We start from the raw sequence: 16,960 nt of genomic DNA on the forward strand, positions 1-16,960 counted from the left end.
AAGGATCACTCTCCAACGCCATTCTCCATGCTTAGCTACCGCCACGGTTTTCACGCTGGACAGCACGCCGATGTGTTCAAGCATCTGGTCTTGACCTTGCTGGTCCGTTCGCTGCTGCACAAAGAAAAGCCGTTTTTCTATCTGGACACGCATTCCGGCGCCGGGCGTTACGATCTCGGCTCGGCCATGGCGCGCAAGAATCGCGAATACGAGACCGGCATAAGCCCATTGTGGAAGATCGGGGATGCACCCGAAGCCGTGAAGGATTATCTCGAATCCGTGCGCGCCCTGAATTCCGACGGCAAGCTACGCTTTTATCCCGGATCGCCGCGTGTCGTACGGCACTATCTGCGTCCGGCCGACCGGATGGTGCTCGCCGAACTCCATCCCAACGAAGTCAAAACGCTCGGCGAGGAATTCGCCGAGGACAGGCAAGTCAAAATCCATCATCTCGATGGCTACCAAGCGCTCAAGGCGCTGCTGCCGCCTCCCGAGCGGCGCGGCTTGGTGCTGATCGACCCCGCCTTTGAACTCCGGGACGAGCGGCGCCGTCTTCTGGATGCCTTGAAGGAAGGCTACAGGCGCTGGGCCACGGGTATCTTCGCGGTGTGGCACCCGATCCAGGATCGGGCCGCGGCGTACGATTTTCTACGCCGACTACAGCGCACCGGGATCCGCAAGGTATTGCTCGCGGAATTCTCGATTCTCGACTCCGACGAAATCCTCCGCTTGAACGGCAGCGGCATGGTCATAATCAATCCGCCCTGGAAATTGGAAGAAGAACTGCGCAGTTTGTTGCCTTGGCTGTGGCAACAACTGGCGGTGGATGGCCAAGGGACGTGGCGGGTGGAGTGGCTGGTTGAGGAATGAGTCCTCGTAGGCTGTGCCAACGAAGGAAGGGTTGCAGCTAAAGCAACCGTTTGCGATTGGAAGGGTGGCTTCGGCGCTCCCGAAGACACCGTTTGCGATTGGAGGCGCCCCGATCGTGAACTCGAACGATGCGGTTCCTGCGTCACCGCATCCTACGCAAACTACGCGGGCTCGAAGGAGGCGCTTCATGCCTCAGCGTATCCTATAGCTTTGCTCAATGCTCCGACAGAAAAGGCCGTCCTAAAACGGCCTTTTCGCGTGACGACCTTAAACGCTTACCTGAAGGCGTCTGCGCTGCAAAGCTTGCCCAAGCAGTCCAAGTGCTCCGATGCCGAGCAGCGAGAGTACAGAAGGTTGCGGAACATTATTGGCGGGATCAGGGGGCTGTCCGGCGAACGTAAGCGTGTCGAACAGGCCGTAAATGGCCGGTCCGCCTTCGGTTTGCTCCGAAGAAAACCGGATTTTCTTGATATTCATACTCGCCGAAGTAAACGTGAGGGTTTCAAATGCAGTAACCTCGGTTGCGCTCGTTGGCAATGCGCCCGCGAACAAGATCTTGCCGAGAAGATTATCCGTCGCATCATAGACCTCTAAATAGGGTCTGCTTTCCGGGGCTCCGGAAGGGTCCGAGGACGCAACCGCAGCGACATCGATACTGACGGTCTGCTGCAATCCGTCGACGAACACCGCCTCAACGGCGCCGGAATCGGTGTTGAACGGAGAAAATTCCATCGGAGAGAGCGAAACCACGTTGAATGGAGAACTATGCCAACCGACAGGGCGGTTGACGAATCTCGCATAGACGTCGTTACCGAATGGGTTCGAGAATGTTACCCCGGAATACAAGGTATTCACGACAGTCCCGTCCGCCAATCCATCGAAATTGATCGTAGTGGCCTGCACGCTTTGCATTGATGCGATAGATAAAGCCCCGATAAAAATGAATTGCCTAAATTGTGCTTGCATGAGCTCGTTTTTCCTTTTTTGTAGTACATATAAATCCGCACTGTAACTTTCGCCTTCTTGAATTGCCGAAGGCGATGCTGCAAAAGCAAAAACCGAGCCCAACGAACAAACGCCATTAGGTTCAATGCTATGGATTTGGATGGCGGATTTTTGACATTGAAAAATCGGTTAGGAATGTAACGATTTGGTTACATTGTGAGTTCGGAGGTTGGTTTATAGGCCGGAGATCCATTTGCCGAGGACCCGGCAGGCGATAGCGGCGCTCACGCATACAAATCGGCAGTCGTGCCGATTTGTCCCGGCGGAAGAGGGTTTATTCAGAGCTTCCTTAAGCTAACCTCGCCGCCAGGTGGTCGACTGCCGGCTCCGGGTTCAGTGGAATTCCTCGGTCGCTTCGTTTTCGTCGCCGACCGGTTCCAGGCTCAGATTCATCATGGCGAATGCCGATTCGTCGGCTTGAGCTTTCGCGGCCTTTTCTCGAAGCTGGTTCCGGGAAGTTTTGGCACTTTCCGGCGACGCCTCTCCGGGGGTACGTCGTTTGCCCTGGCTCAGGCTGATTTTCAAGCGGACGTTGTTGGCCGAGTCCGCGTTTCGGATCGCTTCTTCCGCGGTAACGCGGCCGGCTTGGTACAGCTTCACCAAATGACTGTCGAAAGTCTGCATGCCAAGACCTTCCGATTTCTCCATGACTTCTTTGATCGCGTGGATTTCGCCCTTGCGGATGAAGTCGCAGACCAAAGGGGTTCCGAGCATGATCTCGATGGCCGCGGTTCGCTTGCCGTCCACCGTCGGCACCAGGCGCTGCGAGACGAAAGCGCGCAGGTTGAGGGACAAATCCAGCAGAAGCTGATTGCGCCGTTCTTCAGGGAAGAAATTGATGATGCGGTCCAGCGCCTGGTTCGCGTTGTTGGCGTGCAGGGTCGATAGACACAAATGGCCGGTTTCCGCGAAATTGATGGCGTATTCCATGGTGTCCTGGGAGCGGATTTCGCCGATCAGGATGACGTCGGGTGCCTGCCGAAGCGTGTTCTTGAGGGCGTCCTCGTAGGTCTGGGTATCGACACCCACCTCGCGCTGATTCACCAGGCACTTCTTGTGGGGGTGCAGGAACTCGATCGGATCTTCGATAGTGACGATGTGCCCGGCGGAATTGCTGTTGCGATGGTCGATCAGTGCCGCCAGCGAAGTCGATTTGCCGGAACCGGTGGCGCCCACGAACAGGACTAGCCCCCGCTTTTCCATGATGACTTTCTTGAGGACTTCCGGCAGACCGAGATCGTCCACTTTGGGAATGTCGACTTTGATGTTTCGCACCACCATCGCATGGGCATTGCGCTGTTTAAAGATGTTCACCCGAAAACGTCCCACGCCTTCCTCGCTTAGGGCGAGATTCATTTCCGGCCGCCGCTCGAAATCCCGCCGCTGGCCCTCATCCATCACCGAATAGGCGATTTCCTTGATCATTTCGTCGGTCATTTCGGCGGTATCGATCGGTGTGAGCTTCCCTTGAAATTTGGCGGCGGGCGGGGCGCCGGCCGTGAGATAAAGATCAGACCCGTCCTTGTAGACCAGAAGCTTGAGGTAACTCGTAAATTTCATGGGCAATCTTCTTCGGCTGAGAGGGTGGATTGATAACGATCCCGGAGATGCGTCCCGCTTCTCGGAAACTGTTTCGTCACGCCGGGACGGTAGTTTCGCTTCTGATGCTGCGGGGGGGCGGAATTTCCGCGACCGTTCAACCTGAAAACGGCAGATGACGGTCCAACTGCGGGTTCGACTTCAAGTATAGATGCCGAATTTGGCCAAACCGTGAGCAGGGCCTCAGGAATGCAAGGAGTGCGCTCGTTATTACGCGGTTCGCTTGGCGATTCGTAAAAAACCGGGTACCAGGGTTTGACATTCAAATGAGAAGCAATATCATTTGAATCACGTTCAATACCCCTGGGAGCCGCGCCATGAAATTCGTCCACCGTAGGTCTTTCTCCGATCGTTCTTCTCGCAGCGTGAGACTGCCCACGCCCGTCCTCGAGCGGAACACACCGTTCTCGGTTGCTAATCCGCACGCAGAGGGTTTGCGCCGTCCGGAGCAGCCGTTAAATGCCAAGGAGAAATTCATGAATGCAGAAAGCCGTATATACGCCGAGGCGGCGCCGTCGCCGGACTTATACGAGGAAACCCTGCGTTTTCTGCTGATGCGCTATGCCAGAAACCCGTCGCCGTCGACAGCCGGTCAAATTGCCGCCTGCCTCGACGGGCTGCTCGCTCATCCGGAGTTTAGGCCCGCTCCCGACGATCGTTGCACCTTTCGCCGCATGCGCTCCTATTGGCGGTTGGTCGAGCGATTGGGGTGAAGACGCCGAAGACCCGTTCGGCGTCTATTCGTTTGCGGTGTTTTTCGGTCGGTTCGGTCCGCAGCCGAGTGTTTCAGGCACTTTCCGCTGCGGTGGCCAACAAGCGGGATAGCGCGTCGGGATCGACCGGTTTGACCAGATGGTAGTCCAGGCCGGCCTGCTCCGACGTACGGCGATCGTCTTCCGTACCGTAGCCGCTGATCGCCACCAGGAGCGCTTTTTCCATGTCGGGCAAGCTGCGTAGGCGTTTGGCCAGTTCATAGCCGTCCATGCCGGGCAATCCGATATCCAGTAACACGACTTCGGGCTTGAACTTTGCCGCGACGTTCAAGGCCATGGGCCCATCATACGCGACTTCGACCGTGTGCCCGGCCGTGTTTACGATCAGGGCGGTACTCTCGGCTGCGTCGTGATTATCGTCGACCACCAGAACCTTGCGTGGAACCAGTACCATCTCGGATTGCAGGACGCCAATATCCTGCGGGTCATGGTCGGCGCCGCGCCATAGCGGCAGATAGACGACGAATTCGCTGCCGCGACCGAGTCCGGCGCTTCTGGCTTCCACCCGACCGTGGTGCAGCTCGACCAGTCGGCGAACCAGCGTGAGTCCGATTCCCAGTCCGCCTTCCATGCGGTCCAGGCTTCTGTCGGCCTGCACGAAAAGATCGAAAATGTGCGGAAGGTCCTCGGGACCGATGCCCCGGCCGTCGTCGCGGATCCGTAGCACGGCTTCGTCGTTTTCGATTTGCAGCATGACCTCGATGTGACCGCCGGGCGGGGTGTATTTAGCCGCGTTGGCGAGCAGGTTTTCCACGATCTGTTCCATGCGGGTCGGGTCCACTTTGACGAACAATGGACGGCCCGGCAGATCCAGGGCGAGTTTATGCTTGCGCGAGTCGAGCTGGAGCCGGACGATTTCGAGAACGTGAACGATCAGCGGTACGAGATCGATTACTTCTTCGCGCAACTCGATCTGGCCGCGGGTAATGCGTGCCACATCGAGCAGATCGTCGACGATGCGGGTGAGCTTGGTGAGCTGCCTGTCCATCATGGCGTGGATCTGCTTGACGGGAGCCTTGTCCGGGCCGGCGGTCCGAAGGATGTGAAGCCCGTTGCGAACCGGGGCGAGCGGATTGCGAAGCTCGTGCGCGAGCATGGCCAGAAATTCGTCCTTTTGCCTGTGGGCTTCGCGCAAGGACTCCTCTATCTCCTTGCGCTCGGTGATGTCGCGATTGGTCTCGAGAACGAGAGGCGGCCGGTTGCGCTGGGCGACCACGGTGTTGCGGCTGTCGACCATGATTCGCTTTCCGGTGCGGGTGGTATGTACCACTTCGCCGACCCAGTGGCGGTCTCTCGCGAGGATGCGCTCGAACTCCTCCGAACTGATGCCGCGCTCGGTTTTCAGCAAGTCGTGGCTGACTTGCCCCAGTGCTTCGGAACGCTTATAGCCGTAAAGTTCTTCCGCGCCCCGGTTCCAATACCGGACGGTGCCGCCGAGTTCCCACATGAGAACGGCTTCGTGCGCCTGGTCCAGCGTCTCGCTTCGCTGCCTCAAGGCGGCTTCTATGCCGCGGCGTTCGGTGACATCCTGAATCGTCAGCAGGATCAGATCGTTCAGATGATCCTCTCCGAGCAGCTTATAAGCGCTCAGGTTGAGGATGCGTTCGCCGATCTCGGGATGTGTCTGGACGATTTCATAGTCCTCCAGGGTTCTTCCGCCCTGAGCCACCAGCTGGAGAGACTCCTTGATTTCCCGCCTGTCCCATAGACCGCTTCCGGTATCGCAGAGACAATTGTTGTGGATGGTTTCCGGTCCGGTCCGGAACATTTCGAAATAGGCCCGATTGGCGCGTTTTACCCGAAGGTCCCGATCGAGCACCACCAAGGCATCGCGCATGGTTCCGAGAATCGCCTCGTTGAAATCCCGCGCGGTCTTCAACGTGAGATTGACCTGGCTCAGCTCGTGATTGCGGACTCTCAGCGCTTCGTTCGCCGTGGCCAGTTCCTCGTTGGCGGATTGCAACTCCTGTTTGGCGGTTTCGAGCTCTTCGTTCGTGCTTTGGAACTCCTGGCGGGCGTACACGAGTTCTTGTTCCAGCAAGCTCATCTTTTCCTGGCAAGCGTTCCGGGCGTCGATAACCGATTGCAAATGGCGTCCCGTGGCCTCCAGCTCTCGTCTGAGCGCCTGCAACCGGAGCCGCTCTTCGGTCAGCGTGGACTTGAACCCCGGGCCGATTTGTCGCGCCAGAACCCAGGACAGTCGCCCAAACCAATCGGCCGCAATAGTGGTCGGAACCGGTGACGGCGAGTCTTCAAAAAGAATAAGGAAGAATTGTTCGGCCCCTTCGGCATCGCTGAGCGGCAGCACCTCGAACTGAATATGGCGTTCCCGGCCGTCGATACGAATGCGGATGTTTTGCCGCTTGGCGGCTTGTCCGGTCGACCGCGTTTCCTGAATGGCCTCCGATAGCTCGATAAAAAGATAGGTTTGCGTCAGACTTTTCAGATTGAGGCTTGCCGAACCCTGCTGATGCTCCAGAAAAAGCCCGGTATGACCGCGAAACTGAAGTACGTTCAGATCGCCATCGACCAGGACTCCGGCGGGCACGTAACGCGCAAGCAGGATGTTGTCGGCCTGGCGCTGCACCAATCCGGGATCTTGTAAAGACGCAGCGGTTTCCGACAGCGTTTTTGCGGGTTGCGGTATCTTCTGCTCCTGGCCGCCGAAGTCCGACAACATTCGTCCGGGAATGTTCTTCCTCACGTATATGCTCCAATTTTTACTGATCGGTTCGAAAAGACGCGAACCTTGCGGACCAATATTTTCGGAAGGGCCTAGCGCCAGAAATTTACCCGGATTGAGTGCGTAATGAAAGGTCGACAAAACCTGTCTCTGCAAATCCGGATCCAGGTAAATCAGGAGATTGCAGCAGCTGATCAGATCGAGTTTGGAAAAGGGAGGATCGTGCGCCACGTTGTGTTCGGCGAATACGCACGCCTCTCTTATCGCCGGAATAACGTGATAATAGCCATCGATCCGGTTAAAGAAACGTCTGAGCCTTTGTTCGGAAATGTGAAACCGGATGCTCTCGGAGTAGCGTCCCGCGCGCGCCAGGCTGATGGCTTGCGGATTGATGTCACTGCCGAAAACCTGGATCGGAACGCTGGCCTGTTGCTCGTCCAGAAATTCGACCAGCCCCATGGCGATGGAATAGGCCTCTTCGCCGGTGGCGCAACCCGGCACCCAGATACGGAGCGGGCCGTTTGCAGATCGGTCTTTGAGCAGCCGGGGAAAGACTTCTCTCGTCAATCCCCGGAATGTCTCCGGGTCCCTGAAAAACGTGGTGACTCGAATCAGGAAATCCTGGCACAGCGCTTCGACCTCGGCCGGTTGCTTCTGAAGCAGAGTCAGATAATCCGAGAGGCTATGGATTTTGTTGAGGGCCATTCGGCGCAAGAGCCGCCGTAAAATGGTTTTGCGTTTGTACTGGCTGAAATCGAGCCCGCAGGTAGCGAGGACGACGCGGAATACCTGCTTCAAGTCCTTTTCCCGGATCGCCACGCTCTCCGGACCGTCAGCGCCGTTTTCGGCCCGCTGGCTCAGGTTGGAGAGTTCCCGCGCGATTTCCCGTGGCGGCAACACGTAGTCCACGCATCCCATGCTGATGGCGTTGCGCGGCATGCCATCGAACCGGGCGGAGGATGGATCCTCGGCGAACGCGATGCCGCCTCCGGTCTTGATTGCCTTGAGCCCCTTGGCTCCGTCGGAACCGGTTCCCGACAGCACGATTCCGATCGCTTTTTTCCCAAGTTCGCGGGCCAGGGAAAGAAACAGATGATCGGCCGGCCGATGCGGCTGCAAAGGCACCCGCCGACGTTTAAGGCACAGGTGGCCGACGGAAACGCTGATGTCCGCGTCCGGCGGCATCACATAAATATGATCCGGTTTTATGGCCATTCCTTCGCGCCCCTCGATCACCGGCAGCCGTATGGAATTGGCCAGAATTTCCGGAAACTTGCTGTCGTGATCGGGGGAGAGATGCTGGGCGAGCAGGAAGGCGAATCCGATTCCGGGCTCGATAGCCTGAAAAAGGTTCTGCAGCGAGTTCAGTCCTCCCGCCGAAGCGCCTATGCCTACCATAATGGGGATTTGTTCCGTCGATCGCGAGCTATCGAGCTCGAGTGCCAGGTTTTCGCTTCCGCTGCTCATCCGTGTTACCGATATAGGTCAGATTTCGGCTCAAAGCTTGTATAAAGGCTCCAGGTCTCCGGCTACCGGCCGCTCGCCGGTCCTGGAAACGGCCGCCGGGACAGACCGGAAAGCGGCCCACAGGGCCTGCCCTTCCCAAACCGATTCCGGATCCCGGTAAAGTGTGCGGTTGAGCCGCCCGACTTCACGAGCCAATTCCCCGGAGCAGCGGCGCTCCAGGTCATCCAGGCCCATCGGGCAGGCCGAAGGCCAGCGCCGCTCTGCCCAGTCCAAGAGAGCCTGGCGCGCCGCCGCGGGGTCGTTGGTCCGGCAGGCCGTTTTCAAAGCCTCCACGGCGGCGCGTTCCGAGCGCGAATCGTCCAGCGGCCGCGCGGCCGGAGGTTGTCCGCGCTTTCGGCCGAGCCACCACGCCCCGGCGGTTGCCAGCCAGCCCAGGCCGAACAGCAGGCTCAGCCAAAACCATAATCCGCCGACTGCCGGCAGCTCGCCCAAGGGCGAAGATGGCCGTTGTACCGGCGCAGCCGGCGTTCCGGCACCGGTGGCCGGCAAGGCAGGCGCGGGGGGCGCAGCCGGTTCCGGTGCTTGAGCTCCGGGTAGTACGGTCAGGGTTCGTTCGGAAAGTCGTGCGATCTCCATGCGCTCCGTCTTGGTGTTCCACCAGGGGATTTCGATCGCCGGCATCGGATAGGTCCCGGAGCGGGCGGGAATCAATGCAATTTTCTCCTGGCGGACGCTGGCAAGGCCGGTTGTCAGTTTTTCCTCGTTCAGCAGCGGCTGATCGGGATAGCGTTTGATGTCGGCAGGCAATCCCTTCGACACCTGGGGCTCCAATTCGGGCAGCAAGCCCACGGTCGCCCCGTCGGCCCGTACGGTGATGGTGCGGGTGATCGGCTCGCCCGCCGCAGGTCGAGGGGGATTCTGTGACCAGGAGTCTTGGATTTCCAGGCGTTCGGCCGGCAGCCAGTGCCTGCCGGCAAATACCGCCGGAATCGGCCGGACGTCCAGAGTCAGCGAATCCGAATGCGCGCGCAAGACGCGCGACGAATGGCTGAAGAACTGATTGAAGATCGAGCGTCCGCCGACCGCGCTTCGCGCCTCGATGGTCACGGGGTCCAAGAGAAGAGTTCCGCTCTTCTGCGGGAAGACGGCGTATTTCCGTTCGACCGCCGTGTATTGAATGCCGTTGCGACGGGTATTGTAGCGCCTATCGTCGCCGAGCTTCTGAATCAGAGCCTGGTCGGCCGAGGGCTCGCTGAGATTGGCGTTGCTGAAGTGGATGCGGCTCAACACGCGAATCGTGTAAATCACCTGCGCCTGCACAAAAGGATTTTTCGGCTCGGCCTCGACTTCGAGGAAAATATCTTCGCCGTTGCCACCCACGGTCGAAGGCGGCGATCCGCCGATCCGGACAGTGAAGGCTTGGGATCGATCGGCCCCGAACGCGATGGGTGGAACCGTCAGCGTGCCTACCCGTTTCGACATGACCGTCACCTGCCACTCGGTACGTTTGCTGAAACGTCCGTTGATGAGGGAAATTTGGCTGCTTTGCGATTGGCCCAGAACATGGAAGTCCTTTTCGAGGGGCGTGAAGTCCGGATCGTCGTCGGGCGCTTTTTCGCTGGAAAAGATCAGCGTGAAGGATTCGTTCAGCGGCACCGGATCGCGGTCGGCGGTCACGCTGATGTCCGCCGCCGAAACCATCCCCGCGGGGAACAGGAAGATTAGGGGCCATAGACGGAGTAACCCGAGGAAAACCGACAGCAGCCGATGGCCGTCGGGGCGGAAACTCGGGGCGGCGGGATACCGCCGGAGAGAACCGGAATGGGCAAAAGAGAGGTCGCTCATGGTCTGGGTTCCGTGCCTTGAGTCCGTTGTCGTTGCATGTGCTGATAATAGAACTTGCGTTTCAGAAGGCCGCCCGGATCGTCGGGGATACGCCGCAACCATTGCTCCTCGGCTTGCCGGGATTCGTCGGTGCTTCCGGTTTCCGCTGCTGCGGCGGCCCTGTCCTCGCCCGACTCTCCGTCCTCTGCGCGGTCCGCCGCATGGTCCGGAGCACGATCCGGTTCGGCATCGGGCTGTTGCTGTGCCTGGCTTTCCCGTCCGGATGCGCCTTCGGGGCGCTCGCTTTTGCCGTCTGACCCGTCGTCCTTGGACCGGGCGCCGTTTTCCCCGGCATCTTGCTCGTGGGAATCGCCGCCTTTGGCTTGCCGGTCCCGGTCGTCCGATTGTTCCTGAGGCGATTGCGCGGATTTGGAATCGGAGTCCGAATCCGAATCTTCGGGATGGTTTTGTTTCTCTTTCTGTTGCTGCTGTTGCTGTTGTTCCAGGGCCTTTTCGACGAGTTCCTTGTTATAGCGGGCATCCGCGTTTTCCGGATCGAGCTCCAGAGCACTCCGGTAAGCCTTGATGGCTTCCTGGTAGCGGCCCTGCCGAGCAAGGGCATTGCCGCGATTATAATGGCCGTCCGCGGAAGTCGGTTTTTCCAGGAGCTTGGCCGCCTCCTCGTACTGTCCTGCCTTGTACCGGGCTGCCGCTTTCCATTCCGGGTTCTCGAACTTGCCGGCCGCGGCTTCGTATTTCTCGGCTTGAAAAGCTTGTCGAGCTTGCTGGTCGGGGGTCCGCCACAGGCCTTTCCAGTCCAGTGCCTGGGCGTCATGCGGAACCGGGACGGTCAAGACCAAAAGCCAGACGGCGATCCATCCCCGCCGGAACGACAAGGCCGCGAGCGGCAGGAGTGCCAGCAGCAGCCAGACGCCATGTTCTTCCCACTGATCCACACGCAGGCTCTTTTCGTTTTGAGTATCGGTTGCCGCATGCTGTTCGAAAAAACCCATGAGGGCGTCGAGATCGGAAGCGTCGGTCGTGAGATTCCAATAGATGCCGCCCCCGGCCCGGGTCAGCTTCCGTAATGCCGCGCTATCGAGCCGCGGAACCACGATGTTGCCGGTGTGATCCTTCAGGAACCCGCCTTCCGGAAGCGGCACGGGCGCGCCCTCTTCGGTTCCGGCGCCCAGCACCGAGATGCGGTAGCCGTCCGATTTCAGCCGGTGTGCAATCTCCTCCGCCGCGGCCGCCCGCTCCCCGGCAGAGATCAGCAGGATGTCGCCGGATCGCAAGCCGGCCTGGCTCAACAGCCTGGCGGCGGATTCCAGTGCCAGGTCGATGCGCTCCCCCCGGACCGGCATCAAGCGGGTGTCGAGGGCGAAAAGCTGCGCCGAGATGGTGGCCGCATCGTCGGTCAGCGGCGTCACGGTAAACGCATCGCCGGCATAGACCACCAGAGCGGTCTGGCCGTCCTTGCGCGCTCTTAGAAGGTCGGCGATCTTGTAGCGGGCGCGCTCCAGGCGGCTCGGCTTGAGGTCGGCGGCGTCCATGGACGAAGAAAGATCGAGTACGATGACGACGGCGGCGATATTGCGGAAAGCCGGCGCGGGCAGTCGTTCCCAAACCGGCCCGGCCAGGGCGAGAATGGCCGCGAGGCCGCCCAGGGCGGCGATGAGCAGCGGGTAAAATCCGGCTCGGCCTTCCCGGCCGATAAGCACATAAGGCAGCAGTGCTTCGTCGCAGATGTGCTTCCAGCCCCCGCTTCTGCGGCGGCGCCGGTAGAGCCTCCAAAGCAGTGCCGCCAGCGGAAGGATGGCGAGAAGCCACCAGGGTCTCAAGAAATGGAAATCGGTCATGGGCAATCGTTGTCGCGATTCATCGCTTCAGACGGCGAAAATATCGTCGCCAGCAGCAGGTTTTGACACGGCATTTCATTCCCGCAGTTTGGTTACGGCCAAAAGGCCCGCCAGCAGCAGCGCGGCGGCCAGGGGCCAGGGATAGAGCTCGGTCCGCGGCCGGTAAAAATGTCTTGCCCGCTCCACCGGCTCCAGTTCGTCCAGGAGCTGGTAAATGTGTTCGAGTTCGTTGGTATCCCGCGCCCGGAAATAGCGGCCGCCGGTTTTTTCGGCGATCGCATTCATGGTTTCTTCGTCGAGATCCTGGGATGGGTTTACCCGCCGGGTGCCGAAAAGATCGTTGACCACCATCTGATCCGCCCCGACGCCGATCGTGTAGATTTTCAGCTTTTCCCGCGCCGCGACCTCGGCCGCCTGCAGGGGCGAAACCGCGCCGGCGGTATTGGCTCCGTCGCTGAGCAGGATCAACACCCGCTGGTCCGCGGGGTTGTCCCTGAGACGCTTGGCGGCGAGTCCAATGGCGTCGCCGATGGCGGTCTTGTCGCCGGCGAGCCCGATGACGGCCTCGTCCAGCAGTATGTGCACCGTGGTGCGATCGAAGGTCAACGGCGCCTGCAGGTAGGCCCGTTCGCCGAACAGGATCAGGCCGATACGGTCGCCCACGCGCCGTTCGATGAACTGCCCGGCCACCCATTGCGTTGCGGTCAGGCGATCCACGGATCGTCCGTGCAGGAAAAAATCCTCGATTTCCATGCTGCCGGAAAGATCGACCGCCAGCATCAGGTCTCGGCCGCTCACGGCCTGTTCGATGGGATCGCCGAGCCACTGCGGACGTGCCGCGGCGCCGACCAGCAAAACCCAGCCGGCGACGGCAATCCACAAGGCATGCGGTTTGCCCTGCTTGACGCCCTGATTCGAGGGGAGTCCGTCCAGTTCCTCGAGAAACGGCGTACGCAGCGCCGCGCCGCCGGCGTCCGCTGCCGCGGGCAAGGCGCGGCGGATCAGCCAGGGCAAGGGTAAAACCAGAAAGACCCAGATCCAGACGAATTCGATCATTCCAAAAAACGGCGGTTAGCGGCTTCACCCGAAAGGTGAAACCGGCATCGGTGGAAGACAGGACGGTCGGAATCCATAAGGCTTTTATACTCCATTCAGCGGCCATTTGCCGGTTCTAGGATCGCGGCTCCGTGGCTGCCCGACCGGGGGCGGAGACTTTTCGAGGCGGTGCGACGTCGGTCGGCAGGGCCTTCAGCCATTCCCGGCAAAGCGTTATCAGGCTGTCCATATCCGCATCGCCCACCGGCCGGTATGGCGCATCCAGCAGAGCTCGGCCGACACCCCGGGAAAAGCGGGGTTCGCCGAGCGGCCGGTCGAGCCATTCCAGCCAGGCTTCGCCGGTCAGTCCGGCCACCTCCTGGCGAGGGAAGGCGCTTATGCCGGCACGGCGCAGCAGGACCGACAGTCTTCTCAACTTTTCGGTCATGCCCGTGGAAGAGTCCATTTGCAGCGCATCCAGTTCCCGCAAAGCGAGCTTCGCCACGGTGACCCGGCGCCGCCGGCGAACCAGCCCTGCCACCGCGGCGATCAGCAAGACAACCGTGGCCGACACGATCCACCACCCAATTGCGGGCGGCCACCAGCCGATCGGGTCCGGAAGATGAATATCGCGTAAGGGCAAGGGTTCCATGGCTAAAAATGGTAAAGCGAGCGACGGCTGCCTTGCTGCAGGACCAGAAAGGGCTCGTCGGTGGTGCGGCAGTAAACGAGGCGTATGCCGTGGCGCCGGGCCAGGTCGGCCAAGCGTTCCTCGCGCTCCCGGAAGGCGCGCTCGTAGATGTCGACGGTTCGCCCATCGGCGTTCAGCAAAACGTCACGGCGCCCGTCGCTGAACCGGTGTGGCCCCAGGGGCAGGCGTTCCTCCAAGGGGTCGGAAATGAACACCAGCACCAGGTCGCAGTGTCGGGACAGGCGGCCCAAGCCGGCTTCGCCGGCGGGCGTCAAATGACGGAAGTCGCTGAATAGGAACACCAGGCTGCCGGGACGGGCATGGCGCGGCAGGCGAACCAGGGCGTCCTGCAAGGCGGCTTCCGGCGCGATCGGGTTCCGGGGGGACGCCTGGTCGACCAGCAATTTGAGGAGCCTCAATACCGCGCGGTGGCCGTGCTCCGGTTTGAGCTCGACGCTTTCGGTTTCGGAAAAAATCTGCCCGCCGATGCGGTCGCCGTGGCGGCGGGCGCTCCAGGCGATGAGGGCGGCGAGCCGGGCGGCCATGGCCGATTTGAACATGCCCCGGGTTGCGAAGAACATCGCCGAGCGGTAGTCCACGGTCAGGAATACCGGCCTTTCCCGTTCTTCCCGGAAAAGCTTGGTATGCGGCTTGCCGGTGCGGGCCGTGACGCGCCAGTCGAGGTTGCGCACGTCGTCGCCATGGGTGTAGGGCCGGGTTTCGTCGAACTCCATGCCGCGCCCCTTGAACGTCGAGAGATATTGTCCGCTCTGCAGGGCGCGGGCAGTCGGCCGGGCGAGCGTCAGTCCCGCCGCCGGCTGGCTGAGTCGGATCAGATCCTCGAGCGTCGGACGGACCAGGGAGTGGCCGGTCGACGTCGTAGCCGGAAAGCTCGGAGGCGATGGAGTGGCCATATTGAGGTGAAGGTTCAGTTCAAAAAACGCTGCAACACATTATCCAAAAAATTCCAGCCGGTGTCGGTACAGCGAATGATGCCGTCGCGCCGTTCCAGCCAGTCCGCGGCAACGCACTCGGACAGTGCCGGCTCGAGCGCGGCCAAGGGCAGGCCGGTGTTTTCGCCGAAAGCGGCTTCGGCGAAGCCCTCGCGGAGACGAAGATGATTCATCAGGAACTCGAAGGGCAAGTCTTCCCGCGGGACCACGGCACGTCCGCCCTGCCGGTCCGGCCGGCCGGCGAATTCCAGGTAGTGCTGCGGGTGTTTGATCTTCCAGGTACGCGTTACGGCGGGTTCGGCCGCGTTCGTAATCTTGCCGTGAGCGCCCGCGCCTATGCCCAGATAATCGCCGAACCGCCAATAATTGAGATTGTGCCGGCAGCGGTAGCCTTCACGGGCATAGGCGGACACTTCGTACTGGCGGTAGCCGTGATCCGCCAGCAGCGCCTGGCAGCTTTGCTGCATGGCCCAGATGCGATCGTCCTCGGGAAGCCGCGGAGGGAATTTATGGAACACGGTATTGGGTTCCAGGGTGAGCTGATAGAACGAGATATGGGTGGGGTTGAGGCCGATCGCGGTTCGAATGTCCGCCAGCGCTTCGTCGACCGTTTGGTCCGGCAGGCCGAACATCAGATCCAGGTTGAAGTTCTCGAACCCCGCTTCGCGGGCTATCCCGGCGGCGAGCCCCGCTTCGCGGCGATCATGAATGCGGCCGAGTTTTTTAAGATGAGCGTCATGAAAGCTCTGAATGCCGATCGACAGCCGGTTGATGCCGGCCTCGCGAAAACCCTCGAATTTTCCGATCTCCGCGGTGCCCGGATTGGCCTCCATGGTGATTTCTGCCGCCGCCGCCACGGTCAGCCTCGACCGGATGCCTTCCAAGAGATCGCGAATCGCGTCCGGGCTGAAAAGGCTGGGCGTGCCGCCGCCGATGAAGATCGTTTCCACCGTGCGTCCCGCGACCAAGGGTGTCTGTTGTTCGAGGTCGAGGAGCAGCGCGTTCACGTATTCACGCTCCGGCAGGGCGCCGTCTGCAGCGTGCGAGTTGAAGTCGCAATAAGGGCATTTCCGCACGCACCAGGGCATGTGGATGTAAAGGCCGAGCGGGAGTGTCGAAACCATGATCCGGGACATTGTACCCGAGATGGCAGGGTTTGATGGGCGAGAAGCCGTGTCGGCACCCCGAAAGCCGCGGTGCCGACCACCCGAAATCAGGCTGCGAGTGCGTAATAGGCCAGCAGCCCGTAGCAAGCGAGGGCGGTTCCGCCGTGAACGAGAATCAAGGCTCTGGGCTGAATGCCCTTGGCCCTTTGGAACGAGATGTACAGTCCGGCGGCGATGATGATGAGTGCCAGGCCGATTATGACGTAGAGACGTGTGTCACCCTCCAGGGCGGCCATGATCACCAGAGCCGATCCCAGCAGCGCCAGGCCGCCATGGATGAGGGCGTACAAGCGGGAGCTGCCTCGTCCCTTGAAGGCATCGATTCCCATGCCCGCCCCCATGAGTGCCACCAATGTAAAAACCGCAACGGACAACATCAACATGATCTTCTCCTTAATAATCAGATGATGGACAAGGTGTCGATTGTAGGGAGGCCTGGATTTAACGGCAAGTCGTGAATCAAGTTGAAATTACTTATTTCCCGGATGGTTTGGCAGCCGCTCCCGGAGACGGCTGAGGATTCCCCGGACGACGGATTCGGGCGGTTCGCCGATATCGATCGTGATGGCATCGCAGGGTTCCTCGAGCGTCGCGAACTGACTGGGAAGAAGATCCGGAGGCATGAAATGTCCATTCCGCTGCGCGAGGCGGTCGCGAATGAGCTCGAAGGAGCCTTTCAGGTATACGAAAAACACTTCGCGATGTCCGCGCGCAAGGCGCTCTCGATAGATGTGCCGCAGCGCCGAACAGGCGACGACGGCGCAGCGCTTTTCTTCTATGGACCTTTCGATCAGCTCGGCGACTCGTTCGATCCACGGCTCCCGGTCGGCATCGGTCAAAGGCTGATGCCGCGCCATTTTCGCGATATTCCGTTCGGGATGGAAATCGTCCCCGTCGAAGAACGGCCAGCCGAGAGATTCGGCGAGCCGCCGGCCGATGGTGGATTTGCCGGAGCCCGAGACGCCGATGAGCACAATGACGATGACCGGGGGATTCACGATGCGGCCTGACGAAGCGCAACGAAACCGGCGCTGA

General features: G+C 60.4%; 13 protein-coding genes. 2 read left to right on the forward strand and 11 right to left on the reverse strand.

Going from position 1 to position 16,960, the window contains the following annotated elements; genetic code table 11:
• The first annotated feature begins 27 nt into the window (after positions 1–27).
• A complete protein-coding gene (locus sS8_RS18315) occupies positions 28–870 on the forward strand; it encodes a 23S rRNA (adenine(2030)-N(6))-methyltransferase RlmJ (protein WP_119631024.1) in 843 nt (280 codons plus the stop codon).
• Between the two features lie 267 nt (positions 871–1,137).
• Here sS8_RS18315 and sS8_RS18320 read toward each other — a convergent pair whose 3' ends face one another.
• Both sS8_RS18320 and sS8_RS18325 read right to left on the reverse strand, forming a co-directional pair.
• Complete coding sequence (locus tag sS8_RS18320) at positions 1,138–1,836, reverse strand: hypothetical protein (protein ID WP_145986598.1); 699 nt, start codon at positions 1,834–1,836, stop codon at positions 1,138–1,140.
• Between the two features lie 372 nt (positions 1,837–2,208).
• Positions 2,209–3,435, reverse strand: a complete 1,227-nt coding sequence (locus tag sS8_RS18325) for a PilT/PilU family type 4a pilus ATPase (RefSeq protein ID WP_119631026.1) — start codon at positions 3,433–3,435, stop codon at positions 2,209–2,211.
• A 515-nt stretch (positions 3,436–3,950) separates the two neighbouring features.
• Here sS8_RS18325 and sS8_RS18330 point away from each other — a divergent pair.
• On the forward strand, positions 3,951–4,187 hold the full coding sequence (locus tag sS8_RS18330) for a hypothetical protein (protein WP_145986599.1): 237 nt from the start codon (positions 3,951–3,953) through the stop codon (positions 4,185–4,187).
• 73 nt (positions 4,188–4,260) lie between these two features.
• Here the strand turns inward: sS8_RS18330 and sS8_RS18335 are convergent, their stop codons facing one another.
• The 9 genes from sS8_RS18335 to sS8_RS18375 form a co-directional block, all read right to left on the reverse strand.
• Positions 4,261–8,397: a chemotaxis protein CheB gene (locus sS8_RS18335; RefSeq protein WP_119631028.1), complete on the reverse strand. Its 4,137-nt coding sequence runs from the start codon at positions 8,395–8,397 to the stop codon at positions 4,261–4,263.
• Between the two features lie 30 nt (positions 8,398–8,427).
• Complete coding sequence (locus tag sS8_RS18340) at positions 8,428–10,242, reverse strand: BatD family protein (RefSeq protein ID WP_170161155.1); 1,815 nt, start codon at positions 10,240–10,242, stop codon at positions 8,428–8,430.
• A complete protein-coding gene (locus sS8_RS18345) occupies positions 10,239–12,080 on the reverse strand; it encodes a VWA domain-containing protein (RefSeq protein ID WP_119631030.1) in 1,842 nt (613 codons plus the stop codon). The genes sS8_RS18340 and sS8_RS18345 overlap by 4 nt, the downstream gene beginning before the upstream one ends.
• Positions 12,081–12,155: 75 nt before the next feature.
• Positions 12,156–13,136, reverse strand: a complete 981-nt coding sequence (locus tag sS8_RS18350; protein WP_119631031.1) for a vWA domain-containing protein — start codon at positions 13,134–13,136, stop codon at positions 12,156–12,158.
• Between the two features lie 115 nt (positions 13,137–13,251).
• On the reverse strand, positions 13,252–13,767 hold the full coding sequence (locus sS8_RS18355; RefSeq protein ID WP_119631032.1) for a DUF4381 domain-containing protein: 516 nt from the start codon (positions 13,765–13,767) through the stop codon (positions 13,252–13,254).
• A gap of 2 nt (positions 13,768–13,769) precedes the next feature.
• On the reverse strand, positions 13,770–14,720 hold the full coding sequence (locus tag sS8_RS18360) for a DUF58 domain-containing protein (protein ID WP_119631033.1): 951 nt from the start codon (positions 14,718–14,720) through the stop codon (positions 13,770–13,772).
• A 14-nt stretch (positions 14,721–14,734) separates the two neighbouring features.
• Positions 14,735–15,883: a radical SAM family heme chaperone HemW gene (hemW, locus tag sS8_RS18365; RefSeq protein WP_119632881.1), complete on the reverse strand. Its 1,149-nt coding sequence runs from the start codon at positions 15,881–15,883 to the stop codon at positions 14,735–14,737.
• A gap of 89 nt (positions 15,884–15,972) precedes the next feature.
• Entirely contained in the window at positions 15,973–16,308 is a 336-nt protein-coding gene (locus tag sS8_RS18370; RefSeq protein WP_119631034.1) for a hypothetical protein, read from the reverse strand.
• Positions 16,309–16,395: 87 nt separating this feature from the next.
• Entirely contained in the window at positions 16,396–16,923 is a 528-nt protein-coding gene (locus sS8_RS18375) for a gluconokinase (protein WP_197716570.1), read from the reverse strand.
• Positions 16,924–16,960: the final 37 nt, after the last annotated feature.

It is taken from the genome of Methylocaldum marinum, assembly GCF_003584645.1.
Taxonomy (GTDB): Bacteria; Pseudomonadota; Gammaproteobacteria; order Methylococcales; family Methylococcaceae; genus Methylocaldum; species Methylocaldum marinum.

Excerpts from the sequence above, each read along its gene's own strand:
- sS8_RS18340 (WP_170161155.1), bottom strand. The coding sequence starts at position 10,242 with ATGAGCGACCTCTCTTTTGCCCATTCCGGTTCTCTCCGGCGGTATCCC.
- sS8_RS18330 (WP_145986599.1), top strand. The coding sequence starts at position 3,951 with ATGAATGCAGAAAGCCGTATATACGCCGAGGCGGCGCCGTCGCCGGAC.
- sS8_RS18320 (WP_145986598.1), bottom strand. The coding sequence starts at position 1,836 with ATGCAAGCACAATTTAGGCAATTCATTTTTATCGGGGCTTTATCTATC.
- sS8_RS18360 (WP_119631033.1), bottom strand. The coding sequence starts at position 14,720 with ATGGCCACTCCATCGCCTCCGAGCTTTCCGGCTACGACGTCGACCGGC.
- hemW (WP_119632881.1), bottom strand. The coding sequence starts at position 15,883 with ATGGTTTCGACACTCCCGCTCGGCCTTTACATCCACATGCCCTGGTGC.
- sS8_RS18315 (WP_119631024.1), top strand. The coding sequence starts at position 28 with ATGCTTAGCTACCGCCACGGTTTTCACGCTGGACAGCACGCCGATGTG.
- sS8_RS18370 (WP_119631034.1), bottom strand. The coding sequence starts at position 16,308 with ATGTTGATGTTGTCCGTTGCGGTTTTTACATTGGTGGCACTCATGGGG.
- sS8_RS18325 (WP_119631026.1), bottom strand. The coding sequence starts at position 3,435 with ATGAAATTTACGAGTTACCTCAAGCTTCTGGTCTACAAGGACGGGTCT.
- sS8_RS18345 (WP_119631030.1), bottom strand. The coding sequence starts at position 12,080 with ATGACCGATTTCCATTTCTTGAGACCCTGGTGGCTTCTCGCCATCCTT.
- sS8_RS18350 (WP_119631031.1), bottom strand. The coding sequence starts at position 13,136 with ATGATCGAATTCGTCTGGATCTGGGTCTTTCTGGTTTTACCCTTGCCC.
- sS8_RS18335 (WP_119631028.1), bottom strand. The coding sequence starts at position 8,397 with ATGAGCAGCGGAAGCGAAAACCTGGCACTCGAGCTCGATAGCTCGCGA.
- sS8_RS18355 (WP_119631032.1), bottom strand. The coding sequence starts at position 13,767 with ATGGAACCCTTGCCCTTACGCGATATTCATCTTCCGGACCCGATCGGC.